This window comes from Rossellomorea marisflavi, assembly GCF_001274775.1.
In the GTDB taxonomy this organism is placed as follows: Bacteria; Bacillota; Bacilli; order Bacillales; family Bacillaceae_B; genus Rossellomorea; species Rossellomorea marisflavi.
In genome coordinates this window covers 877,987-901,572 of the sequence record NZ_LGUE01000004.1, presented here as the reverse complement: position 1 = coordinate 901,572, position 23,586 = coordinate 877,987, and the positions used below count along the sequence as shown (strand labels likewise).

At 50.2% G+C, this 23,586-nt stretch carries 21 protein-coding genes; 19 read left to right on the top strand and 2 right to left on the bottom strand.

Features of this window, described 5'->3' with window-relative positions; genetic code table 11:
• Positions 1 to 4 precede the first annotated feature (4 nt).
• From ilvC to AF331_RS14610, 12 genes are all read left to right on the top strand, one after another.
• Complete coding sequence (gene ilvC, locus AF331_RS14670) at positions 5 to 1,039, top strand: ketol-acid reductoisomerase (protein WP_048014912.1); 1,035 nt, start codon at positions 5 to 7, stop codon at positions 1,037 to 1,039.
• Positions 1,026 to 2,579, top strand: coding sequence for a 2-isopropylmalate synthase (locus AF331_RS14665; RefSeq protein ID WP_053428809.1), 1,554 nt, complete (start codon positions 1,026 to 1,028; stop codon positions 2,577 to 2,579). Before ilvC ends, AF331_RS14665 begins: the two co-directional genes overlap by 14 nt.
• A 45-nt stretch (positions 2,580 to 2,624) precedes the next feature.
• Positions 2,625 to 3,737, top strand: a complete 1,113-nt coding sequence (gene leuB, locus AF331_RS14660) for a 3-isopropylmalate dehydrogenase (protein WP_048005705.1) — start codon at positions 2,625 to 2,627, stop codon at positions 3,735 to 3,737.
• 39 nt (positions 3,738 to 3,776) lie between these two features.
• Positions 3,777 to 5,192, top strand: a complete 1,416-nt coding sequence (leuC, locus tag AF331_RS14655; RefSeq protein WP_053428808.1) for a 3-isopropylmalate dehydratase large subunit — start codon at positions 3,777 to 3,779, stop codon at positions 5,190 to 5,192.
• A gap of 11 nt (positions 5,193 to 5,203) precedes the next feature.
• The gene (gene leuD, locus AF331_RS14650; RefSeq protein ID WP_053428807.1) at positions 5,204 to 5,809 is read left to right on the top strand and encodes a 3-isopropylmalate dehydratase small subunit; all 606 of its coding nucleotides are present in this window, start codon (positions 5,204 to 5,206) and stop codon (positions 5,807 to 5,809) included.
• Positions 5,809 to 6,792 carry a threonine ammonia-lyase gene (gene ilvA / locus AF331_RS14645; RefSeq protein ID WP_235576397.1) on the top strand — a complete coding sequence of 328 codons (984 nt, stop codon included), beginning with the start codon at positions 5,809 to 5,811 and terminating at the stop codon, positions 6,790 to 6,792. Before leuD ends, ilvA begins: the two co-directional genes overlap by 1 nt.
• A gap of 183 nt (positions 6,793 to 6,975) precedes the next feature.
• Entirely contained in the window at positions 6,976 to 8,274 is a 1,299-nt protein-coding gene (locus AF331_RS14640) for a homoserine dehydrogenase (protein WP_053428806.1), read from the top strand.
• Positions 8,271 to 9,335 (top strand): threonine synthase, encoded by a 1,065-nt coding sequence (thrC, locus tag AF331_RS14635; protein ID WP_053428805.1) that lies wholly within the window; start codon positions 8,271 to 8,273, stop codon positions 9,333 to 9,335. The genes AF331_RS14640 and thrC overlap by 4 nt, the downstream gene beginning before the upstream one ends.
• Entirely contained in the window at positions 9,329 to 10,258 is a 930-nt protein-coding gene (gene thrB / locus AF331_RS14630; protein WP_053428804.1) for a homoserine kinase, read from the top strand. The genes thrC and thrB overlap by 7 nt, the downstream gene beginning before the upstream one ends.
• A gap of 230 nt (positions 10,259 to 10,488) precedes the next feature.
• Positions 10,489 to 11,820 (top strand): ATP-binding protein, encoded by a 1,332-nt coding sequence (locus tag AF331_RS14625; RefSeq protein ID WP_053428803.1) that lies wholly within the window; start codon positions 10,489 to 10,491, stop codon positions 11,818 to 11,820.
• A complete protein-coding gene (locus tag AF331_RS14620) occupies positions 11,817 to 12,941 on the top strand; it encodes a DEAD/DEAH box helicase (RefSeq protein WP_053428802.1) in 1,125 nt (374 codons plus the stop codon). The genes AF331_RS14625 and AF331_RS14620 overlap by 4 nt, the downstream gene beginning before the upstream one ends.
• Positions 12,942 to 14,430: 1,489 nt before the next feature.
• Positions 14,431 to 15,207 (top strand): methyltransferase domain-containing protein, encoded by a 777-nt coding sequence (locus AF331_RS14610; RefSeq protein ID WP_053428800.1) that lies wholly within the window; start codon positions 14,431 to 14,433, stop codon positions 15,205 to 15,207.
• Between the two features lie 55 nt (positions 15,208 to 15,262).
• Here the strand turns inward: AF331_RS14610 and AF331_RS14605 are convergent, their stop codons facing one another.
• Positions 15,263 to 15,499 carry a hypothetical protein gene (locus AF331_RS14605; protein WP_048007788.1) on the bottom strand — a complete coding sequence of 79 codons (237 nt, stop codon included), beginning with the start codon at positions 15,497 to 15,499 and terminating at the stop codon, positions 15,263 to 15,265.
• A gap of 254 nt (positions 15,500 to 15,753) precedes the next feature.
• Between AF331_RS14605 and AF331_RS14600 the strand changes: the two genes are divergently transcribed.
• Positions 15,754 to 17,994 (top strand): ATP-dependent helicase, encoded by a 2,241-nt coding sequence (locus tag AF331_RS14600; protein ID WP_235576396.1) that lies wholly within the window; start codon positions 15,754 to 15,756, stop codon positions 17,992 to 17,994.
• A 19-nt stretch (positions 17,995 to 18,013) separates the two neighbouring features.
• On the opposite strand, the gene AF331_RS22500 is transcribed toward AF331_RS14600, so the two are convergent.
• On the bottom strand, positions 18,014 to 18,172 hold the full coding sequence (locus tag AF331_RS22500; RefSeq protein ID WP_160316565.1) for a hypothetical protein: 159 nt from the start codon (positions 18,170 to 18,172) through the stop codon (positions 18,014 to 18,016).
• 198 nt (positions 18,173 to 18,370) lie between these two features.
• Between AF331_RS22500 and AF331_RS14595 the strand changes: the two genes are divergently transcribed.
• The 6 genes from AF331_RS14595 to AF331_RS14570 all read left to right on the top strand — a co-directional run bounded on the left by AF331_RS14595 (position 18,371) and on the right by AF331_RS14570 (position 23,582).
• A complete protein-coding gene (locus AF331_RS14595; protein WP_048007789.1) occupies positions 18,371 to 18,706 on the top strand; it encodes a hypothetical protein in 336 nt (111 codons plus the stop codon).
• Between the two features lie 177 nt (positions 18,707 to 18,883).
• Positions 18,884 to 19,927 (top strand): ABC transporter substrate-binding protein, encoded by a 1,044-nt coding sequence (locus AF331_RS14590; RefSeq protein WP_053428799.1) that lies wholly within the window; start codon positions 18,884 to 18,886, stop codon positions 19,925 to 19,927.
• Positions 19,928 to 19,944: 17 nt separating this feature from the next.
• Positions 19,945 to 20,874 carry a nucleoside hydrolase gene (locus AF331_RS14585; RefSeq protein ID WP_053428798.1) on the top strand — a complete coding sequence of 310 codons (930 nt, stop codon included), beginning with the start codon at positions 19,945 to 19,947 and terminating at the stop codon, positions 20,872 to 20,874.
• 26 nt (positions 20,875 to 20,900) lie between these two features.
• Positions 20,901 to 21,722, top strand: a complete 822-nt coding sequence (locus tag AF331_RS14580) for an ABC transporter permease (RefSeq protein WP_053428797.1) — start codon at positions 20,901 to 20,903, stop codon at positions 21,720 to 21,722.
• A gap of 6 nt (positions 21,723 to 21,728) precedes the next feature.
• Positions 21,729 to 22,514 (top strand): ABC transporter permease, encoded by a 786-nt coding sequence (locus tag AF331_RS14575; protein ID WP_053428796.1) that lies wholly within the window; start codon positions 21,729 to 21,731, stop codon positions 22,512 to 22,514.
• 15 nt (positions 22,515 to 22,529) lie between these two features.
• Positions 22,530 to 23,582 (top strand): ABC transporter ATP-binding protein, encoded by a 1,053-nt coding sequence (locus tag AF331_RS14570; protein WP_053428795.1) that lies wholly within the window; start codon positions 22,530 to 22,532, stop codon positions 23,580 to 23,582.
• Positions 23,583 to 23,586: the final 4 nt, after the last annotated feature.

Below are 23,586 nucleotides of genomic sequence, written 5' to 3'. Positions count from 1 at the left end.
AGAAATGGTAAAAGTATATTATAACGGTGACGTAAACGAAGAGGTTTTGAAAGGCAAGAAAGTGGCAGTGGTCGGATATGGATCTCAAGGTCATGCACACGCACTAAACCTGAAGGAAAGCGGATTTGATGTCGTAGTCGGTCTTCGTAAAGGCAAGTCATGGGATCAAGCGGTAGCAGATGGATTCGACGTATACTCCGTACGAGAAGCGAGCGAACAAGCGGACGTCATCATGGTCCTTCTCCCGGATGAGTATCAGCCGAAGGTGTATGAAGCCGAAATCAAACCGGCCCTTTCAGCGGGTAAAGCCCTCGCTTTCGCTCACGGATTCAACATCCATTTCTCTCAAGTCGTCCCTCCGGAAGATGTGGATGTATTCCTTGTAGCCCCTAAAGGCCCAGGTCATCTTGTGCGACGCACATTCGAAGAAGGCGCAGGTGTACCGGCACTGTTCGGCGTGTACCAGGATGTGACGGGAAATGCTCGAGACGTAGCCCTTGCGTACGCAAAAGGAGTCGGAGCAGGACGTGCAGGAATCCTTGAGACATCCTTCCAGGAAGAAACGGAAACCGATCTATTCGGTGAACAGGCTGTTCTGTGCGGGGGGTTGACATCCCTTGTGAAAGCAGGGTTTGAGACATTGGTGGAAGCAGGCTATCAAAAAGAAGTTGCCTACTTTGAGTGTCTCCACGAGCTGAAGCTGATCGTCGATCTTATGTATGAGCAAGGTCTCGAAGGAATGCGCTTCTCCATCTCCGATACAGCCCAGTGGGGTGACTTCGTTTCCGGCCCGCGTGTCGTGAATGAGGAAACGAAGGCGCGGATGAAGGAGGTACTCACCGACATCCAGACAGGTAAATTTGCAAAGGGCTGGATCCTTGAAAACCAGGCAAACCGCCCAGAGTTCAACGCCATCAACAAGCGTGAAAGCGAGCATCCGATCGAAGTGGTCGGCAAGGAATTGAGGGCCATGATGCCATTCGTACAGCAGAAATCCTCCAAAAAAGAGAAGGAAGTGGTCTCCAGTGCGAACCATTGATATTTTCGATACCACGCTTCGCGACGGTGAACAATCGGCGGGTGTGAACCTCAATACGCTTGAAAAGATCGAAGTGGCAAAGCAGCTGGAACGCTTGGGAGTCGACATCATAGAGGCCGGCTTCCCTGCTGCCTCCAAGGGTGACTTCGACGCAGTGAAACGGATCGGCGAAACGGTCAAGAACAGCTCGGTGACCGGTCTTGCCAGAGCCCAGCAGCGTGATATCGATGCTGTGTGGGGGGCGCTGAAGAATACAGCGGAGCCGAGGCTCCATGTATTCCTTGCCACATCGCCGATCCACATGACCCATAAGCTCAAGATGTCGCCGGACCAAGTGGTTGAAACAGCGGTCCAGGCCGTGAAATATGCGAAACAGTTCTTCCCGGTCGTCCAGTGGTCGGCAGAGGATGCATGCCGTACCGACCTTGATTTCCTTGTCAGGATCATGAAGGAAGTCATCGATGCAGGGGCCTCCGTCATCAACCTTCCCGATACGGTCGGTTATATCACGCCTCAGAAGTACGGAGAGATCTTCAAATATGTCAGGGAGAATGTTCCGAATATCGACGGGATCAAGCTCTCCGCCCACTGCCATAACGACTTGGGGATGGCGACGGCCAATTCTCTCGCAGCAATCGAAAACGGTGCCGATCAAATCGAAGGAACGATCAACGGAATCGGGGAGCGGGCAGGAAATGCAGCTCTTGAAGAAATCGCCGTCGCCCTTCGGATCCGTGAAGATTTCTACGGAGCTGGGACGCGCCTGAAGCTTGATGAAATCAAGAAGACGAGTGCCCTTGTCAGCAAGCTTACGGGAATGAGGGTACCGGCAAATAAAGCTGTCGTCGGGGATAATGCCTTCGCCCATGAGTCCGGGATCCATCAGGACGGCATGCTGAAAGAAAAGACCACCTACGAAATCATCACACCGGAATTGATCGGGAACAGCTCGACCCGCCTCGTCCTCGGAAAGCACTCCGGACGCCATGCCTTCAAGAATAAGGCATCGGAGCTCGGATTCGAGCTGACGGATGAAAAGTTGAACGAAGCATTTCACGCGTTCAAAGAGCTCGCAGATAAGAAAAAGGAGATCGTGGATGATGATCTGTTCAGCATCCTGACGAATAAGCAAACGGAAATGGTGGAAGGAGTCGGATTCAGCCTTGAACGGATGCAAGTCCAATATGGGATGGATAATATTCCGACTGCGACGATCGAGCTGAAGCTTGAAGACGGAAGCGTCACCCAGCTTGCATCGACAGGTTCTGGTAGCGTGGAAGCCATCTATAACACGATCGAACGCATCCTTCCGGGGACATCCAAGCTGCTTGACTACCGGATCAACTCCGTCGGCGGCGGACGGGATGCACTCGCCGAAGTCTATGTCCATCTGGAATATGAAGGTGCAAAGACAAGCGGAAGGGGAACGGCTCAGGATGTACTCGAGGCTTCGGCCCGTGCCTACCTCAATGCCGTGAACCGACTGGCCCAGAGGAAAGCATCATCTGACGTAAAAGAAGCGATGGAAGTAAGTTCGTAACAACATAACAGGGGTGGCGACGCCCCTTCAGGGAGGGACATTCTCATGAAAAAGAAAATTGCTGTATTACCTGGAGATGGAATCGGGCCGGAAGTGATGGATGGGGCCCTGAAGGTTCTGAAGGCCGTGGGTGATTGGTTCAACCATGAGTTTGAAGTGGAAAAAGGATACATCGGAGGAGCGGCCGTCGATCAATTCGGCAGTCCGCTCCCGGCAGAAACGATCGAGCTATGCAAGAAGAGTGATGCCATCCTTCTTGGTGCCGTCGGAGGACCGCAGTGGGAGAACCTTCCTAAAGAACAGAGGCCGGAAAAAGGTCTTCTTGGGATCCGGAAGGAATTCGAACTGTTTGCGAACCTTCGGCCGGTAAAGGCATTTGACAGCTTGATCTCAGCATCCCCCCTGAAAAAGGAAATCGTGGAAGATGTCGATATGATCATCGTTCGGGAACTGACGGGGGGACTGTACTTCGGGCAGCCATCCGGAAGGCAGGGAGCAGAAGATGAAGTGGCCGTCGACACCCTGGTCTATGAAAAGTCAGAGATCGAACGGATCGTCCATAAAGCTTTCCGTCTTGCTCAAAAGAGGAAGAAGCGCCTCACATCCGTCGACAAGGCCAATGTATTGGAAACAAGCCGAATGTGGAGAGAAATCGTCAACGAAGCAGCAAAGGAATACCCGGAAGTGGAAGTGGAGCACATGCTTGTTGATGTAGCTGCAATGAAGCTCATGTATCAGCCGGGTCAATTCGATGTCATGGTAACGGAGAATATGTTCGGGGACATCCTCAGTGATGAAGCCTCCATGATCACCGGATCACTGGGCATGCTGCCTTCAGCCAGCCTGCGGGAGGACGCATTCGGACTCTATGAACCGGTCCATGGATCGGCGCCGGATATCGCAGGGAAAGGAAAAGCCAATCCCCTCGCCATGATCCTGTCGGTGGCCATGATGCTGAGGCATTCATTCGGTATGCAGGAAGAGGCGGAAATGATCGAAATGGCCGTGCAGGAAGTGTTGAATGCAGGCTTCCGGACAGGTGACCTTTGGAGTGGTGGAAGGGGCACTGCAGTCGGGACTGAAGCCATGAGCGATCTCGTCGTAGAGAGACTGGAAGCAGATCATGCACTATCTTCGATTCTATCAGCTTACCTATAAGAGAAATCAAAATGCGACAGAAGAATAAGGAGGGAGCTCATGACGGGCAAAAACATTATTGAAAAGATTTGGGAAAGGCATGTTGTACAAAGGGAAGAAGGAAAGCCGGACCTCTTATATATCGATCTGCATCTGGTGCATGAAGTCACCTCCCCCCAGGCATTCGAAGGTCTGCGCATGAAAGGACGGCAGGTACGCCGTCCCGATCTGACCTACGCGACGATGGATCATAACGTCCCGACAAAGGAGCGGCATATCATCCGTGATGAAATTGCACGACTCCAGATGGATACCCTAAAGAAGAATTGCCGGGAATTCGGCGTTACGTTAGCCGATATCCATCATCCTGATCAAGGGATCGTCCACGTCATCGGTCCGGAGCTCGGACTCACACAGCCAGGGAAGACGATTGTCTGCGGGGATAGCCATACATCCACGCATGGGGCATTCGGTGCCCTGGCGTTCGGGATCGGGACGAGTGAGGTGGAGCATGTATTGGCTACCCAGACCCTTTGGCAATCGAAGCCGAAGACCCTTCAGGTGAACGTATCCGGAAAGCTTGGATTCGGGGTGACGGCAAAAGATGTGATCCTGAACATCATTTCCACCCACGGTGTCGGATTCGGTACCGGACACGTCATCGAGTTCACGGGCGACGTCATCAGGAACCTTTCCATGGAAGAGCGGATGACCGTCTGTAATATGAGTATCGAAGCAGGTGCAAAAGCAGGTCTCATCAGTCCTGACGAGACGACAGTATCCTATCTTGAAGGGCGTCCGAACCTTCCGAGGAATCGCTCATTCCAGGAGCTGAAAGAGGATTGGCTGTCCCTGCAGAGTGATGCCGATGCCGAGTATGATCAACGGATCGAGGTGAAGGGAGAGGACATCGAGCCTCATGTCACCTGGGGGACGAACCCAGGGATGGGGGCGCCCATCACGGCGAGGATTCCGGATCCACAGTCGTATGAAGACGCGTCGGACCGTGAAGGGATCGAGCGTGCCCTTCACTATATGGGCCTTGAGCCCGATCAGTCCATTGAAGACATCACCATCGACTATGTATTCATCGGCTCCTGTACCAACTCGCGGTTGAGCGATTTAAGAGCAGCCGCCGAAGTGGTGCAGGGTCATAAGGTGAAGGACGGGGTAACGGCACTTGTCGTTCCAGGCTCGTTCAGCGTAAAGCAACAGGCCGAGGAAGCAGGTCTCCATACCATCTTCCAGGAAGCGGGCTTTGAATGGAGGGAGGCAGGATGCAGCATGTGCCTCGCCATGAATGATGATATCGTCCCGCCGGGTAAGCGATGTGCCTCTACATCCAACCGTAATTTCGAAGGCAGGCAGGGCAACGGGTCGCGCACCCATCTCCTCAGCCCTTCCATGGCAGCGGCCGCTGCCGTGACGGGTAAGCTGACGGATGTCCGGAAATTAGAAAGAATTTCAGTATCATAGGAGGTGGCACCGTGGCAATCAATCATGTAAAAGAGAGTGTATTCCCGTTGCACCGGGATCACGTCGATACAGATCAAATCATCCCGAAACAGTTCTTGAAGCGGATCGAACGCCAAGGCTTCGGTCAGTTCCTATTCTATCATTGGCGATTTGAAGACGATGGGAAGACATTGAGGAAAGGTTTTCTCCTTGACACCCCGACCTACAAAGATGCCGGGATATTGATCGGAGGGAAGAATTTCGGATGTGGTTCATCGAGGGAGCACGCCCCCTGGGCGCTTCAGGATTTCGGATTCAAAGTGGTCATTGCGAAGAGTTTTGCAGATATCTTCCATAACAACTGCTTGAAAAACGGCATCCTCCCGATCCGTCTTGACGATCAAATCGTTGATCAGCTTTGGGCGAATGAGCGGAAGGCTGAGCAGTATAAAATAGAGATTTCACTTGAGGATCAGACGATCGAGGATTCCGAAGGCTTGCAGGTGGCCTTCTCCATCGATTCCTATTGGAAGAATATGCTCATCAAAGGGCTGGATGAAATCGGATTGACCCTTGAATACGGTGAGAGTATTGATGCCTATGAAAAAAAATATGAGGTGAGTAGCTTGGGAATTTAATGGATCACACTGACGTTGTAGAAGCAATGGAACGAATCGGCCATCAAGTGCACCGGACCCCTTTGAAGCAGTCGGCCACCTTGAATGCCTACACGGGCGGCGACATTTATATGAAGATGGAGAACCTTCAGCGTACGGGCTCCTTCAAAGTCCGGGGAGCCATGAACAAAATCATGTCCCTCCCGGAAGTGGATGCAGAGAAAGGAATCATTGCCGCATCGGCAGGCAACCATGCACAGGGTGTGGCCCTGGCAGCGGCCATGAGGAACGTCCCTTCGAAAATCTTCATGCCCAAACGCACTCCTTCTACGAAAGTCGCGGCTACCAGACATTACGGTGCAGGGGTTGTACTAGGTGGAGATACGTACAACGAAGCCTTCCAGTCGGCCCTCGAAGATCAACAGCAGCGGGGCTCCACCTTCGTCCATGCATTCGATGATCCGAAGGTAATGGCAGGACAGGGGACGGTAGCGCTTGAAATGCTTCAACAACTGAGTGACTTGGAAGTCATCCTCGTACCGGTCGGAGGGGGTGGCCTCCTTGCGGGTATGGCCTCTGCCGTCAAAGCCTTTCACCCGAAGGTCCGAATCATCGGTGTTCAGGCACTGGGGGCACCTGCCACCTACAACTTCTTCACTGGAAGGGGGAAAGGTCCCCTGGAGCATGTCCATACGATTGCAGATGGACTGCTTGTGAAAAAGCCAGGGGAACTGACCTTCCCCATCATCAAAAAATACGTCGATGATATGGTGACGGTAACGGATGAAGAAATTTCCTGTGCCATCATGTTCATGCTTGAACGGGAAAAGACCTTGGTTGAAGGGGCGGGCGCCGCTTCCCTTGCGGCGGTTATCTGTAAAAAGGTGAACGTTCAGGGGAAGAAGGTTGGCTGCGTCATCAGCGGAGGCAATATTGATCCAGGAAAGATCTCGGTTTTCCGTGATCTGTCGAAGTCTGCCCGGCAGCTTCATCATATCCTGTAAACATGGGGAAGGGCGGCTCTTTGCGTGAAGGGCGGTCCTCTCTTTTGGTGGGAGGAACCGGTCTTTTGTATATTTTCCATTTATTCTGAAAAATCTATTGTAAGGGCTGGATGTTTCCTCTATAATGTCCTCTATAGAAGAACAATTGTATATTCCAAATGAACACATGGAGGTTATGGCTATATGGAATCCATATCAATCGGACTCTTGGGACTCGGAACAGTGGGGTCAGGGGTCGTGAAAATAGTAGAGAATCATCAGGATAAGCTGACCCATCAGATCGGCTGCCCGGTAAAAGTGAGAAAAGCACTCGTCCAGGAGCTTGAGAAGGAACGAGATCTGAAGCTCGGAAGGGAGGTCCTCACAACGGATCCAGCCGAAGTCCTGAACGATCCTGAGATTGATATTATCGTAGAGGTCATGGGGGGCATCGAGGCTACAAAGGAACACCTTTTATCCGCACTGAAGCAGAGAAAGCATGTTGTGACGGCCAATAAGGATCTTATGGCCCTTCATGGACCGGAACTATTGAAGACAGCATCTGAAAACGGCTGCGACCTTTTCTACGAGGCAAGCGTCGCCGGTGGGATCCCGATCCTCAGAAGCTTGGTAGACGGCCTTTCCTCCGATCGGATCACGAAGATGATGGGGATCGTCAACGGGACGACGAACTTCATCCTCACAAAGATGACGAAAGAAGGCAGCAATTTCGAAGAGGTGCTGAAGGAAGCTCAGGACCTCGGGTATGCCGAAGCCGATCCAACGGCAGACGTCGGTGGTCTAGATGCTGCAAGGAAGATGGCGATCCTCTCCACGCTCGGTTTTTCCATGAATGTCGATCTTGCAGACGTAAAGGTCAAAGGGATCACAGGAGTGACGGGAGAAGACATTCAGTACGCAGAGCAGTTCGACTATGCGATGAAGCTCATCGGCTATGCGCATCGGGACGGGGAGAAGGTGGAGGTAAGCGTAGAACCGACCCTGCTGCAGAAGGAGCACCCTCTTGCTTCAGTGAATGATGAGTATAATGCCGTATATGTTTATGGCGAAGCTGTTGGTGAAACGATGTTCTATGGACCGGGTGCAGGCAGTCTCCCGACGGCCACTGCGGTTGTATCGGATATGGTGGGGATCATGAAGAATATGAGGCTTGGCGTCAATGGGAAAAGCGCCGTCCATCCCCAGTTCACGAAGAAGCTCAAGGAGTCGTCTGAAATCAAGTCGAAACACTTCCTTCGTCTCCATGTTAGAGATGAGGTGGGCGTACTGTCGAAGCTGACCAGCATTTTTGCTTCTCACGGAGTAGGATTCGAGAAAATCCTTCAAAACCCGTTGGCAGCGGAGGGTGCAGCCGAAATTGTCGTCGTGACCCATCAGGCATCCCTGGATCATTTCGAGGATATCCTTATGGAACTGAAAGACGAGGAAACGGTGCATTCCATCGAGAGCACCTACAGAGTGGAAGGAGGCGGAAAGGCATGAGTTGGGATGGACTGATCAAAGAGTATGGAGAGAACCTGCCTGTTTCGGGGCAGACACCGGGATTGACGCTGCATGAGGGGAATACACCCCTCATCAAGCTTGAAACCCTGTCCAAGGAGTGGGGGATCGATCTTCATGTGAAGGTTGAAGGAGCAAATCCGACGGGCTCCTTCAAGGATCGCGGCATGGTCCTGGCGGTGGCAAAGGCGGTCGAAGAAGGAAGCTCCACAGTCATCTGTGCATCCACCGGTAACACATCAGCGTCTGCTGCAGCCTATGCCGCACGTGCCGGACTCAAATGTATCGTCGTTATACCTGAAGGTAAGATCGCACAAGGAAAACTTGCCCAGGCGGTCATGTACGGCGCCGAGATCGTCTCCATTGAAGGGAATTTTGATCAAGCGCTGGAAATCGTGCGGGATCTTAGCCGGACCGAAGCGGTAACCCTGGTCAATTCAGTGAATCCATATCGGCTGGAAGGACAGAAGACGGCAGCATTCGAGGTGGTGGATACGCTTGGATCTGCACCGGATATCCTGGCTATTCCTGTGGGGAACGCAGGGAATATCTCTGCTTACTGGAAAGGATTCAAGGAATACGATGGGAAGAAGCAATCTGGTCTCCCGAGGATGTTCGGATTCGAAGCATCCGGTGCCGCACCGCTTGTTCATGATCGGGTGATCGAGCAGCCTGAAACCTTGGCGACGGCGATCAGGATCGGCAACCCGGCGAGCTGGTCGCTGGCAGTGGATGCCCTGAAGGAATCGAATGGCCATATCAATGAGGTCACGGATGAAGAGATCATTGAAGCGTATCAGCTTCTTGCCAAGACAGAGGGGATCTTTGCCGAACCAGCCTCATGTGCTTCCATCGCAGGCATCCGCAAATCCATCCAGTCAGGCGTGCTGCCTAAAGGATCGAAGGTTGTGGCCGTCCTCACGGGGAATGGCCTGAAAGATCCCCAGACGGCGATCGAATATAGTCCCGTCATCCCGGCGAAACTCCCGAATGATAGGGAAGCCGTGAAGGACTATATCAAGGGGACGATGGGGGTATGGTAGGCGAAGCGCGCTCTTGGAAGATCACTGTACCAGCCAGTACGGCGAATCTTGGACCGGGTTTTGATTCCATCGGCCTCTCCCTGAACCTCTATCTGAACCTTGATGTCGAGGAAGCGGAGCGATGGGAGGTCATCCCCCTTTCTCCGGAACTTGAAGATTTCCCGCAGGATGAGGAGCATTTCATCGTAGGCGTAGCCAAGGAAGTAGCAGGGCGTCATGGGAGGGTCCATCCGCCGTGCAAGCTGTCGGTGGAGAGCATGATCCCGCTCACCCGGGGACTCGGATCGAGTGCAGCAGCCGTCATCGCCGGGGTTGAACTGGCGAATGCCGCCTGTGGGTTGAACCTGACGATGCTTGATAAGCTGAAGGAAGCCAATCGATTTGAAGGCCACCCTGATAATGTGGGGGCATCCCTTTACGGAGGACTTGTGATTGCGACTCAGTCGGGAGAGGATGTGGAACTCGTATCGATTGCAAATCCTGCTTTCGATGTGGTCGCAGTCATTCCACCGACGGAGCTGAAGACTTCTGAGGCACGGGAAGCACTGCCTGATGAACTTTCATTCACAGAATCGGTCCTGGCAGGATCCGTATCCAATGTCCTGGTGGCTTCCCTCCTGACTGGTGATCTTGAAACAGCCGGCAAGATGATGAAGGCGGATCGCTATCATCAGCCATACCGCAAAAGCCTCTTACCACATTATGATCTGGTGGAAAGGACGGCACTTGAAGCAGGGGCATTCGGCGTCGCTCTAAGTGGGGCCGGCCCTACAATTGCTTGCTTTACGGGGAAGGGGAAAGGAGCGGATCTCGCGAACGAAATGAAGCAGTCATTTCCCCATATGCTCGTCCGTCACCTTCTGATCACATCCGAAGGAAGCTCTGTCCTTGAACAGCCGAAGGTCCGTCCTTTTCCGCTATGAAGCGGTGGGGCGGGCTTTTTTTCTACTTGCCATGACGATTCCCTTGCTCTTCATCGTTTGCATATCAGGAATAGAAGGAGGGCGACAAAAAAAGACAGGTGATCTGAAATCATCTCCTAAGCACCATCATGGCGTGGTATGATAGGGGAGTCGGAAACAGCACTGTGATAATTCATCATAGTTGGTGAAACCATATAGGAAAGACTACGTGAATTTAGGTGACGCTTAAGATGGGACAAGCTAAATGGATAGCCGCGCGGATTGCATTGTTGTATTTCCTGGTCGGATTGCTTTGGATTTTTTTATCTGACTATGTGTCGATTCACTTGGCAAAGGAAAATTTAGGTTTATATATTTACTTCCAACGCTTTAAAGGGTGGTTTTTCATCCTCATCACAGGCGTAGTGCTCTATTTCCTTGTCCATAAGACCACACGTGAAATTACACTTGCCAATGAGCGGTTGCGTAAGAAAGAAGTCCAGCTTGAAAGCAGGAATCAGCACTACCATTCCCTTATTGAGCAAAACCCCGATGCCGTCATTGAATTATCCTTGAATGGACAGGTCATATATGTGAACAGCGAAGCGGAAAAACTCCTAGAATCGCCCATGGATCGCCTCAAGTCGGTTTCGTTCAGCCGATACTTGGAGAAGAATGACCTGAACATGTTGAAAGATCACCATGACAAAACATTGAAAGGGGTGCCTTCCGCATTTGAAACGACCATTCACCTTGGTGATCGTTCAAAATTGGTGCGATGCTCCTTCGTTCCCATCATCGTCAATGAAGAGGTAACCGGTATGTTTGCCATTGCCCGTGATATCACCCGGGAGAGGAAAAACGAGGAAATGGCACTCGCATCGGAAAAGCTTTCGGTCATCGGACAGCTGGCAGCAGCTGTCGCACATGAGATCAGGAATCCACTGACTTCTCTGAAAGGCTTCATCCAATTGTTGAAATCGTCAAATGAAGTGCAATCATCCTATCTGGATATCATGCACCAGGAAGTTGACCGGATCGATTTGATCTCAGGAGAAATGCTCATACTCGGTAAACAACAGGATATCCCGTTTCGTCCTCACCGAATCGACCAATTATTATCCCATGTCCTCGTACTGATGGAAGCGCAGGCGCATATGGACAATGTGTCCATGAGCTTCCGCAATAGTGGATCCGAGGATATGCTCGTGATTGGCGAGGGCAATCAGCTTAAGCAGGTATTCATCAATATTATCAAGAATGGTGTGGAATCCATACCGGAGAGTCGGAACGGCCATGTGTGCATAACGTTAGGAAGTTCCGATGATCACGCCTTCATATATGTAGAAGATAACGGTACAGGAATGGATCCGGAGCGCGTGGAGCGACTCGGAGAACCATTCTACTCGACAAAAGAAAAAGGAACCGGACTTGGACTTGCTGTATGTCAAAAAATCATCCAGCGCCATAAAGGCTCCTTGCTATTCAAAACAGAAAAAGATGTCGGTACAACGGTGGAAATCCGCCTTCCATTATGGAAAGGAAGCACATGTGCCGATGTAGAAGAGAGGAATGTAACATGAAAGCAACTGAACTAATCGATCACCCGGCCATACAAAAGACGTGGGAAGAATCCGGTTTTGGAGACATGACCCCGATCCAGGAGAAAGCCATCCCGAAGGTGCTTGAAGGAAAGGATCTTATCTGCGAATCTCCGACAGGAACAGGAAAAACATTGGCCTATCTGCTTCCCATCATCCAGGCTATCGATCCTTCTAGAAAACAGGCGCAGGCAGTGATCATTGCTCCTTCAAGGGAACTGGTGATGCAAATTCAGCAGGAAATCACTAAATGGGGTAAAGATACGGGCGTGACTGGTGCAGCCTTCATCGGTGGAGCGAACATCAAAAAGCAGCTGGAAAAGCTGAAAAAGAAGCCTCATATCATCGTCGGGACAACGGGACGTCTGCTGGAGCTCATGAAGCTGAAAAAACTGAAGATGCATGAAGTGAAAACGATCGTTGTGGATGAGTTCGACCTGATGATCACCCACGAGCATGTGAAAGAAGTCCGGGAAATCATCAAATCAACACTGAAGGAGAGACAGGTGCTCTTCTTCTCTGCAACTTTGTCACCGGAAACCTCAAGGGTGGCTGAAGAGCTCTTGCAGGATCCGGAATTAGTGAAGATCGATGAAAAACTGGACCAGCCGAATGTCGAGCATCTCTATGTATACACAGAGCTCCGTGATAAGATCGAGGCGCTGAGAAATCTTGCTCATTTCAAGGACATAAAAGCCCTTGTATTTTTCAACCAGCTTGATAAGCTTTCCGAGGCAGAAGAAAAGTTGAAATTTAAAGGCGTGGATCTGGAGGTACTTGCAGGGGAATCCAAGAAGGTGGAGAGGAAGGCATCTCTAGACCGCTTCAGGGCTGGGAAAGTCCCGATGCTCCTTACAACGGATGTGGCAGCGCGAGGCCTTGATATCCAAGGGGTCACCCATGTAGTCCATTTCGATTTCCCGACCGATACAAAGCAGTACATCCATCGCTCCGGCAGAACGGGGAGGATGGGCGCTTCAGGCACCGTCATCTCCCTTGTATCCAAACGCGAACAGAGCTTCCTCGAAAAGCTCGGAAAAGAAGTGGATCTATCGTTCAATGAAAAAACGATCCACGGCGGACAGCTGAAAGATCCTCGGTAATAGCTGCATTGACGGCCGCTCCTGGTGACAGGAGGGGTCGTTTTTTATCCCCGAACACAGTGCAAGACGCTGTCTATGTATACTGAACATAAACAGCGCCTTAATGTAAATACATCTTATTCAATTTACCTTTACGATCCTTTCTTACTAATCAACATACGAACCTTCATTTTTTAAAATTAATGGAATTGCATGCTTTAGTTTATTTTTTTCGTTCTTCTGATTTTCCCACATGCCCACAGGATACGAAGGAGGTTTTCACGGACCTTCTTCTGGCGTATCGTGATTTAGCATGCTTCGCTGACGTTCTTCATTGGTATCATCCCCTGAAATAAGAATGGTGCGCGTCCCCGCATATCCACACGATCCTGAAACTGGTTTTCACGGGCCATTTCATTGCGGATGGTGATGTTGATATGCTTTGCTTTCCTACTTCATTGGAATCACGCCTTTCTTCTAAGATAGGTGGTAGCTATCCTTTTGTTATTATGTATCATAGCAGGTTCGATTAATTAATTAAATGTTCAGAATTATTGATATAATCTGATTTAGAGGAGATTTTGTAGGATAATCGTGGTTTTTCTTTGTTTTTTGTAAAGTTTCTTTGTTTTTTAATGTTTTTCTTGAGGAGGACGGTGAAATCAGGGGTTTGTTTGGGTTTTGGGAGAGTGTTGGTTTAAATTACCAATTGTGGTTGGTTCAGATACTGCATTTTTGAGTTGGGGTGTAGTGTGATGGGTTCGTTCCGTTCCGCTGCGGGTGGCCGCTTTCCGCGGGGCGAGCGATGAGCCTCCTCGTGCCTGCGGGGTCTCATCTGCCCGCCTATCCGCAGGAGTCGACCACCCTCGGCTGCACTGCACTATGCGTTGATGATGGGGAAGGGAATGGTCCTAGTTCACCCTGCATTTAGTAAAGAACCATTCAACTTCCTATCTTTTTTTGAGTGGGATGTGGGGTGATGGGTTCGTTCCGTTTAGCTGCGGGTGGACGCTTTCCGCGGGGTGAGCGATGAGCCTCCTCGTGCCTGCGGGGTCTCATCTGCCCGCCTATCCGCAGGAGTCGACCGCCCTTCGCTGCACTGCACTATGCGGTGATGCTGGGGAGAGGAGGCGAAGGGAAGGCCACTATTCACCCTGCATTTTAAGATAAAGAACCATTCAACCAAATCCTTTTTTTGAGTTGGGGGTGTAGTGTGATGGATTCGTTCCGTTTCGCTGCGGGTGGTCGCTTTCCGCGGGTCGAGCGATGAGCCTCCTCGTGCCTGCGGGGTCTCATCCGCCCGCCTATCCGCAGGAGTCGACCACCCTCCGCTGCACTGCACTATGCGGTGATGAGGGTTATCACTTTTGCTTCACCCTGCTTTTTAGTGACGTGGTGGTTGGTGTCGATGATCGGTTTTTCTTATCGGGGCTGATCCAAAACGGTGAATGGTTAGGGGAGGGTGGTTTTGTTATAGTGGTGGTAGGATGTGGAAATTGGAGGGATGAGGATGAATGAGTGGAATGCTTCTCAGTATTTGATGTTTGGAGATGAACGGACACAGCCGTCGATTGATTTGATTGGGCGGATTGATCATGTGGATCCCCGCCGGGTGCTTGATATTGGCTGTGGGCCGGGTAACGGGACGGAGCGGTTGCATCTCTGCTATCCGGATGCAGATGTGTATGGGATTGATTCTTCTATTGCGATGATTGAGGCAGCGAGGGAGGCATATCCCCGTTTGCGGTTTGATTTGTATGATGCGTCCACAGACTTGCCGTCATTGGACGCGGGGTATGATATTGTTTTTTCGAATGCCGTGATCCAATGGATTCCCGATCATGGTAAGTTGCTGGGGGAGATGTTCCGATTGCTGAACGATGGGGGGACGCTTGCTGTGCAGATGCCGATCAATGAGGAGTCTCCTGCTTTCCGGGTGATCAACGAAGTGATCCGTGATCCTAAGTGGGGGTTTACGGAGAAGGAATTCTCTCAGACGAATAAGCTTTCAACTGGGGAATACGTAGATATCTTGTCGGGGCTTACAGACGAATTTTCTGTGTGGGAAACCATCTATTATCATAGGATGAAGGAGCATGAGGAAATCCTTGAATGGGTGAAGGGGACGAAGCTCCTTCCCTTTTTGAATGCCCTGGAGGCGGATGAAGAGAAAAAACAAGCCTTTCAGGGGGAGATCCTTGAGGGGATCAAGGGGAAATATTCCAGACAGGTCAACGGCGAAATCATGTTCCGCTTCAAACGACTGTTCTTCACAGCAAAAAAATAATCGGTGGACTCCCCGATACCCCGACGCTACGTGTCGGGGTATCGTAGTGTGGACATCAGTATTCAGACCGTCGCTTCAAATACTGATCCTCAAGGTCCATTTCCCGGTTGACGAGCCGTTCCATTTCTTCGAGGTGGTGGGTCTCGACGACGGGATCGAGGGGAGACCAGCGGACGTTGTAAACAAAATAGTAGGATCGTATTTTCCTGAGTATGACCAGAGAGTGCGGGAACAGGTCGAATTCAGCTTTGATGCTTCGGAAGCGAGTGTATCCCCATTTGGTTATGTTCATCATGTATCACCCGTTTTCTTATTCCCTTTTTGAAGGGAGATTAACGTCGGAGGGACAGTTACATGGAGGATTCCATTGTTGGGCGGGGGCGCGGGGGTTAAACAAACGTTTGGTTGGGGGAGCAAATGCTTATTATAGTATAGGGTCATTCGTTAAACAACCGTTTAAGGGGCTGATTGGTCATTGCCATGACGGTTTCATCATTGTTATGATTAGTTGGTTACGAATCGCCAGGTAAGCTAGGAGAATGAGCTTTGAATAACGTATTGACCCACTATTCCATCTACCCATTCGATGCCGATAAGAAGGAGATTCCCGTCGCCCCGTTACAGAATGGGCAAACGTCGGAGGCTCTAGTGGCACCTGATGAGGAAGATTCATATTATTTCAGAATATTAGAGAGCGCAGGGATTCAGTTGAATCAGGCGCAGATCGAAGCTGTCCGTCACGGGGGAGGGCCGTGCCTGACCCTTGCTGGTGCAGGGACGGGTAAGACGACGGTCCTTGTGAGCAGGACCGGCTATCTGATGACGGTGAAGGGGATCGAACCCCAGCATATCCTGCTGGTGACCTTCACGAAGAAGGCTGCCGATGAGATGAAGCAGCGGATCACCCGTCTTCCGGGCACCGAAGGCGGACACCGGGTGCATGCCAGTACATTCCATGCCCTCTTCCTTCATCTTCTGCGCTCCAGACAGTATACGCAGGAAGTCATCGGCAATGAACGGTACAAACAGATCCTACTGAAGCAGATCCAGCGCGGGATGAACATTCAGAATCCCTATGATGCGGAGACGCTCCTTGCCAAGCTCTCTCATTATAAATTGAACAAATTCGATTTGCGTGAGCTTCCGGAGGGGACGAAAACCGAAAAGGAAACGCGGAGCATCCTCCTCAAATATGAGGAGTGGAAACGGATGAACCACAAGATGGATTTCGATGATATCCTCACGGAGGCACATGAGCTCCTCATGATGAATCCGAATCTCCTTCAGACGCTGCAGCATCGTTTCCGCTATGTGATGGTCGATGAGTTCCAGGATACGAACCTTGTTCAGTATGAGCTGATCAAATTGATTGCCGCTCATGGGAACCTTTTCGTGGTAGGGGATGATGACCAGACAATCTACTCCTTCAACGGAGCAAGGAATGAGTTCATCCTCGACTTTGATGAAGAGTTCCCTGATGCGAAAGTCGTCACCCTGCAAGAGAATTACCGCTCTGATGCTTCCATCATCGGTCTCGGCAATGAAGTGATCGGCCGGAATGGACAGCGCCGGGACAAAACGTTGATTGCGACGAAGCCCGAGGCGGAAAAGCCTCTTTATTCGAGGCCATCGACTGTCGATGAGGAAGCACAGTGGATCGCAGAAGAGATCAGGCGCCTCGTCGAAAGCGGGTATCAGTATCAGGACGTGACGATCCTGCACAGGACCATGAGTAGTGGCAGGGCGGTATTTGAGGAGCTGCTGTTGAAGGAAATCCCGTTCACCCCATACAACCAGAAGGATTCCCTTTTCTATGATAACTGGATGGTTAAGCCCGTCGTGGATCATCTGCGACTCGCCATCGTACCGAGGAACTTCTCTGCCATGGAATCCATCCTTCCGACCCTTTTCATCAACAAGGAAAGGGGGATGACCCAGATCCGGCAGGGTGAGACGAAGGAGCAGAGCCCGAATCCGCTCCTTCACGTGACGAAGATCCCGGGGCTGAAACCGTTCCAGGTGAAATCGATCAATGAGAGGATCTCGTTCTTGAAGATGATCCGGGACCACGCCCCTCAGCAGGCGATCAAGCGGATCAGGAGGGACTTTTACCACCGGTATATGGATGCGAAAGAGTCCAATATCGTGACGGAGCAGAAGGAAATGATCAAAGAAATGCTCGATGAACTGGAAGGTTCGGCAAAGCGTTTCGAAACGATTGCAAGCTTCATCGCGTTCATTGATGAAATGAAAAAGAAGTATGAAGAAGTCTATTCCGACCAGCACAGACAGTCCGACAGCGTATCTCTTATGACCATCCATCGGTCCAAGGGACTTGAATTCCCTGTCGTGTTCCTGATCGGTGCCATCGAGGGGAATCTTCCCCATTCCTCTGCATTGAAGGCAGATCATCTGGAGGACAAGGTGCTGAAGGATGTGAAAAAGTCCGAAAAGCTTGAGAAGGCAATCGAGGAGGAGCGGCGGCTCGCCTATGTAGCCATTACGAGGGCAAAGGAGCGTCTTTACATATCATCCCCTGCCTATTATCAGGGGGAGACCCGCCCTTGTTCCCGGTTTATCAGTGATATTTTCAAGACGGAGCCGGTGAAGGCGCCCGTGAAGAAGCCCAAAGCGGATTCTGTCTATATTTCCATCGATGCCTGGATCTGCACCCAGCCGAGGTGCATTGCATGGCAGCGGATTGCTCCAGGCGAGAGCGCATCGACCAAGGAATGCCCAATCTGTATGGGGGATATGAAGCACGGAAGGAAAGAAGTCACGATCTAACGCATAAAAGCCCGATTCCCTAATGGGAATCGGGCTTTGTGTATTCATCTTCGTTTTCCACTGGGGGATCGATCCTGCTTGCATCTTCCGCGTGGAGCGTCTTCCGTAGAAAAAAGATGAGAAACCCAAGGATCATGCCTAAAATAAAAATGAATCCGATGGTGACGGCGATATTCATATCATCCCTCCCAGATGCCTATATGGGTAGTGTATGAGGGAGATGGTTGGTTGTATGCCTTTTAATGTTCGTGATTAGGTGTATATGGAAACGTTATTTTAATAAAAATCTACAAATTTCGATAAAAATCCGTATATTCTATTGTCAACTCACTGAAAAAATGTATAATAACTAGTAACAACTTTGTTGGCGGGTGAAATGATGACGAAGGATGCGAATGAAACGAAGAAGATTCTTTCCCACTTGTACAATGACGTCTCCAAGGAACTATTCGGTTTCGGGACGACACTACTGAAGGTGAAGATCGAAGAAAAGATCATCACGTTTCAAGCGAAGCATCGCCGCGCACCCAGATCACAGGCTCTCGAAGGGGAGGCGCCCCATCTGAAGCTTGAAGTCGATTTTCACATGTCGATCCTGTTCAAGAAAAAGCTCAAAGAAAAGCTGAAAGAGATCGGATGGGACATCGAGGCGGTCCTCCGGGATTACGATTCCCTCACCCAGATCGCTTTCACAAACATCATCGTCAAATAGAATACCTGGACGTCCCGACTTGATTCATCTTGAAGGGATGCCGTTTAATCTTCTGGATTTGTTTCATCTTTGTTTACGAAGAAAAGACAATCTTGAGTAGAATGCTTTTATTCTATTTAGGATTGTCTTTTTTTTATATGCTATTCACTAAAAAACAATCATCAGGGGGTCAAGAAAATGAAAAAGTTCATCGTCATTCTCACCGTTGCGTCGCTTTTCCTATTGGGAGCATGCAGTGGTAATGGTTCAGGCAGTAAGAAGGATTCCAAGAAGCTCGTCATCTCCACATGGGGATTTGCTGAAGATTTCTTCGATAAAGAAGTGTATAAGCCGTTTGAAGAAGAGAACAATGTAGAAATCGTCCTCGACACGGGCAACAACGCAGATCGTTTGAATAAGGTCCGTCAAGGCCGCGGGGATGTGGATGTCATCTTCCTATCCGACTACTATGCGCAACAGGGGATCGATGATGGACTGTTTGCGAAGATTGATCATTCAAAGCTTGAAAATCTTGATTCCATCTATGATGTAGCCAAAGCTCCTCTTGGAGAAGACTATGGTCCTGCTTATACGGTCGGTCAGTTCGGTATCGCCTATAATGCGGATGAAGTGAAACAACCGATCAAGGATTGGGATGACCTATGGCGCAAGGATCTGAAGGCATCCATTACCATTCCGGGGATCACCTCCACAAGCGGTCCGATGATGCTTGATGCGGCATCGAAGGTCAGTGGCGCAAACACATTCAATGAAGATCAGGCATTCAGTCAAATGAAAGACATCCTGCCGAATGTTGTGAAAGAATACGGCCAGACATCTGAATTCGTCAATATGTTCTCTCAGGGAGAGATCGTGGCTGGACCAATCATGGAAATGTATTTCGCCGATTTGAAAGAAGCTGTTCCGAGTGCAACATTCGTTTCGCCTGAAAAAGGCGGATATGCCGTCATGAACACGGTGAACGTCGTTAAAGATTCGAAGAATAAAGAGATGGCTGAGAAGTTCATCGATTATATATTGAGCAAAGAAGTACAAGAGAAGTCAGCGAAGGCCAAGGTCGATTCACCTGTTAACACCGAAGTGAAGCTATCTGAGGAAGAAGCAGAGGGATTGACGTACGGGGAAGAGGTTGTAGAGGGATTAAATACGCTGGATATGGAGTTTGTGAATCAGAATTCCAAGCAGTGGATCGATCGTTGGAACCGTGAACTGGCAAACTAACAAAGGGAGTGGATGGCATGAAGCGTAAACTGATACTTGATGTGGATACCGGCATAGATGATGCGATCGGCATCATTCTGGCAGTGAAAAGCAGGGAGTTCGATCTTCTTGGAATCACAACCGTGAATGGAAACGTGTCCCTGGATCAAGCAACGGACAATACGCTGAAGGTATTGGATCTACTCGGGGAAACCAATCTGTCTGTCATCAAAGGGGCCGACGCCCCTTTGATCAGGCCCCATTTCTTCGAACATGGGGTCCACGGGGAAGACGGTCTAGGCGGGGAATTGAAGGATATCCTTCCCTCAAGACCTGCGGAGGAAGGATTCGCCCCTGATTTCATCATCAATTCGATCCTGAATTTCCCTCATGAGGTCACACTTGTCATGACGGGTCCATTGACCAATCTGGCATTGGCGATTAAGAAATGTCCACAGATTGTCCACTATGTGAAAGAAGTCATTTTCATGGGCGGTGTGGTCAAAGGACCAGGGAATGTCACGCCGACGGCCGAGTTCAATATGGTGGTCGATCCGGAGGCGGTGAAGATCGTGCTTCACGCAGGATTCACCGATATCACCCAGGTGGGGCTCGATGTCACCAGACACGCAATCCTGAAGGAAGCCCATATCCATGCGATTGAAAATCCCGTGATCCGTCAGTATATCGATAACAGCACGGCTCAATACCGAAAACGATATTTCAAACGGAACGGTGTGGACGGTTGTGCCATGCACGATCCGCTTGCTGTCGCGGTTGCCATCGACCAAAGTCTCGTCAAGACCGAGGATTTCTACGTCGATGTGGAAACGAGGAGCGAGCTATGTGATGGTCAACTCGTATGTGACTTCCAGAACAGGTTGGAGCAAGACAGGAATCTATCCGTCTGTACGGAGGTCGATGAAGCGGCTTTCCTACGATTATTCCATTCCATCGTTTCATCTTAATCTATTGGAGACAGGGGTTTTTGAGTATGAAGACGCGTTATATGTATCTATTGATGCTGCCAGGCATCCTGTTTTTGACGGTATTCATGATTATTCCCATCGTCCTCACGATCGGGACGACGTTTACCGACGGAAGCGGGATCACCTTAGACGGGTACCTGACGTTCCTGAAGGATCGATATTTCCTTGATATTCTATTCACCACGCTGCGGGTCAGTCTTTTGACGACGTTGATCTGTATCGTCCTTGGGTTTCCGGCAGCTTATTATATCTCAAAGCTCGGGGGCAGAATGAAGGCAGTCCTTCTTCTTCTCACGATCTTCCCATTGCTGACGAGTTCGGTTGTCCGGTCGTTCAGCTGGATGATCATTATCGGACGAAATGGATTGTTGAATAAGATGCTCCTTGGGATGGGCATCATTCACGAACCTCTCGATATCCTTTATACACCAACGGCCATCATCATCGGGCTGGTTCATTTATTTCTTCCCTTAATCATCGTTTCCCTGGTGGGGGTCATGGAGAACATCCAGCATGATCTTCTCGAAGCAGCCGAGAGCCTGGGGGCATCAAAGGCCACTGTTTTTCTGAAGGTTGTTCTGCCCCTGTGTGTACCGGGACTTGTCATCGGGAGCATCCTCGTCTTTGTGGGGAGCTTCACTGCGTACACCACGCCTGCCCTGTTGGGGGGCAAGCAGCGGGTCATCTCCACTTTCCTTTATCAGAACGCCATCACGCTCAACGACTGGCAGGTGGCTTCCATTGTCGCCACCATCATGATTGTCATCACGTTTGCCGTGATTGCCTGCATGAATGCTTTAGCACGTAAATTAAATCCGAAGGGGTAGAGGTCGATGCAGAAGAATCGAGGATTGGCATTTTTTACATTCCTGGTATTTCTATTCTTATTGGGACCTTTACTGATTATATCGGTGACGTCCTTTGAAGGTGGGAGCGTTCTGAAGTTCCCGCCGGAACATCTTTCTTTTAAATGGTATCTGAATATATTCGATGTGCAGATGTTCATTTCTACATTTAAGACATCCATTATTGTCTCGCTCATGGGGAATTTATTCGCCCTTGTCCTTGGCATCCCGGCGGCCTATGCCCTGAGTCGATTCGACTTCAAAGGGAAGAAACTGCTAGATGCTGTGTTCATCTCTCCGATCCTCATACCGGGGATCGTCCTTGGCTTTTCATTCCTGCGCTATATCGTCGGGACCTATCAGCTTCCGATCTATACAGCGCTTTTCATCGGTCATACCATCATCATGCTTCCTTTCATCATCAGGGTCATTTCATCAAGTCTATCAAACTTTGATTTTTCCATCGAAGAGGCTGCAGAGAGCCTGGGAGCGAGCAAGGTCAAGACGTTCTTCATCGTCGTCCTGCCGAATATCAAGTCAGGGATCCTGGCAGCGGTCATGATCGCATTCCTGGAATCCTTCAATAACGTCGACATATCCGTATTCATGACGGGACCGGGCATCTCTACGTTCCCGATCCAGATGCTTACGTATGTTGAGAACTATTTCGATCCGACCATCGCGGCGATTTCCGTCCTCCTCATGGTCATCACGACATTCTTCATGTTCATGGTTGAAAGATTGATGGGACTATCTTATTTCACTAAACGATAAAAGGGGGCCACTCCATTGGCATTATTTAGTTTGGACGATGTATCTGTTTCCTATAATAAGCAAACGATCCTGGAGAACTTCAATCTTGAGATCGAGAAGGGTCAGCTCGTTTCCCTGCTTGGACCGAGTGGATGCGGGAAAACGACCACGCTCCGATTGATTGCGGGATTCCTGAAAGCAAACAAGGGCAAATTCCTACTGAACGGTAAAGATTACACAAAGGTTCCCGTGAACAAGCGTAATTTCGGTTTTGTATTCCAGAACTACGCCCTTTTCCCCCATTTATCAATCTTTGATAATGTGGCATTCGGACTCCGTCTTAGGAAGCTTGGAAAAGGAGAGATAGAGAAAAAGGTAAAGAGGGTACTGGACGTCGTCGATCTTGCAGGCTACGATCAACGATTCCCGAAAGAACTATCAGGTGGACAAAAACAGCGTGTCGCGATTGCACGGGCCTTGGTCATCGAACCGGAAATCCTGTTATTCGATGAACCCCTGAGCAACCTCGATGCTAACCTCAGAGTGAACATGAGGGTGGAAATCCGCCGGATCCAACAGGAGCTCGGGATTACAACGGTTTACGTATCCCATGATCAGGAGGAGTGTTTCTCCATTTCAGATAAGGTAGCCATCATGAATAAAGGGGTCATCGAACAGCTCGATGAGCCGACGACCATCTATCAATATCCGAAAACGAGATTCATCGCCGATTTCATCGGGTTTAAGAACTTCATCGAGTTCGAAGAGCGGCAGGATGCAGAAAACACAATCCGGCTATCCGTTTCGGGTCATGATTTTGTCTTGACCCGGCACCCGCAAATGAGCAGATCAGGAAAAATCGGTGCCATCCGACCGGACAACCTCCTTCTCCATGAAGGAACGAAGGAAGGGATGAACATCATTCCCGGCATCGTGAAGATCTCTACCTACCTTGGACGCAGCTTCCAATTCGTCGTGGAAACAGCCCTTGGCGATTTCACCGTAAATAAAGAAACAGCACTGCCTTACCGTGCGGGAGAAAAGGTCTCGCTCGAAATACCTCAGGATCAGATGGTTGTGGTGGAATAGCTTT

Bases quoted from the DNA above. Each gene is read 5' to 3' on its own strand.
- AF331_RS14625 (WP_053428803.1), top strand. From the start codon at position 10,489: ATGGGACAAGCTAAATGGATAGCCGCGCGGATTGCATTGTTGTATTTC.
- AF331_RS22500 (WP_160316565.1), bottom strand. From the start codon at position 18,172: ATGAATATCGCCGTCACCATCGGATTCATTTTTATTTTAGGCATGATC.
- leuC (WP_053428808.1), top strand. From the start codon at position 3,777: ATGACGGGCAAAAACATTATTGAAAAGATTTGGGAAAGGCATGTTGTA.
- AF331_RS14575 (WP_053428796.1), top strand. From the start codon at position 21,729: ATGCAGAAGAATCGAGGATTGGCATTTTTTACATTCCTGGTATTTCTA.
- AF331_RS14605 (WP_048007788.1), bottom strand. From the start codon at position 15,499: ATGAACATAACCAAATGGGGATACACTCGCTTCCGAAGCATCAAAGCT.
- AF331_RS14590 (WP_053428799.1), top strand. From the start codon at position 18,884: ATGAAAAAGTTCATCGTCATTCTCACCGTTGCGTCGCTTTTCCTATTG.
- AF331_RS14585 (WP_053428798.1), top strand. From the start codon at position 19,945: ATGAAGCGTAAACTGATACTTGATGTGGATACCGGCATAGATGATGCG.
- AF331_RS14640 (WP_053428806.1), top strand. From the start codon at position 6,976: ATGGAATCCATATCAATCGGACTCTTGGGACTCGGAACAGTGGGGTCA.
- AF331_RS14610 (WP_053428800.1), top strand. From the start codon at position 14,431: ATGAATGAGTGGAATGCTTCTCAGTATTTGATGTTTGGAGATGAACGG.
- ilvA (WP_235576397.1), top strand. From the start codon at position 5,809: ATGGATCACACTGACGTTGTAGAAGCAATGGAACGAATCGGCCATCAA.
- AF331_RS14620 (WP_053428802.1), top strand. From the start codon at position 11,817: ATGAAAGCAACTGAACTAATCGATCACCCGGCCATACAAAAGACGTGG.
- ilvC (WP_048014912.1), top strand. From the start codon at position 5: ATGGTAAAAGTATATTATAACGGTGACGTAAACGAAGAGGTTTTGAAA.
- AF331_RS14580 (WP_053428797.1), top strand. From the start codon at position 20,901: ATGAAGACGCGTTATATGTATCTATTGATGCTGCCAGGCATCCTGTTT.
- AF331_RS14595 (WP_048007789.1), top strand. From the start codon at position 18,371: ATGATGACGAAGGATGCGAATGAAACGAAGAAGATTCTTTCCCACTTG.
- leuB (WP_048005705.1), top strand. From the start codon at position 2,625: ATGAAAAAGAAAATTGCTGTATTACCTGGAGATGGAATCGGGCCGGAA.
- thrB (WP_053428804.1), top strand. From the start codon at position 9,329: ATGGTAGGCGAAGCGCGCTCTTGGAAGATCACTGTACCAGCCAGTACG.
- thrC (WP_053428805.1), top strand. From the start codon at position 8,271: ATGAGTTGGGATGGACTGATCAAAGAGTATGGAGAGAACCTGCCTGTT.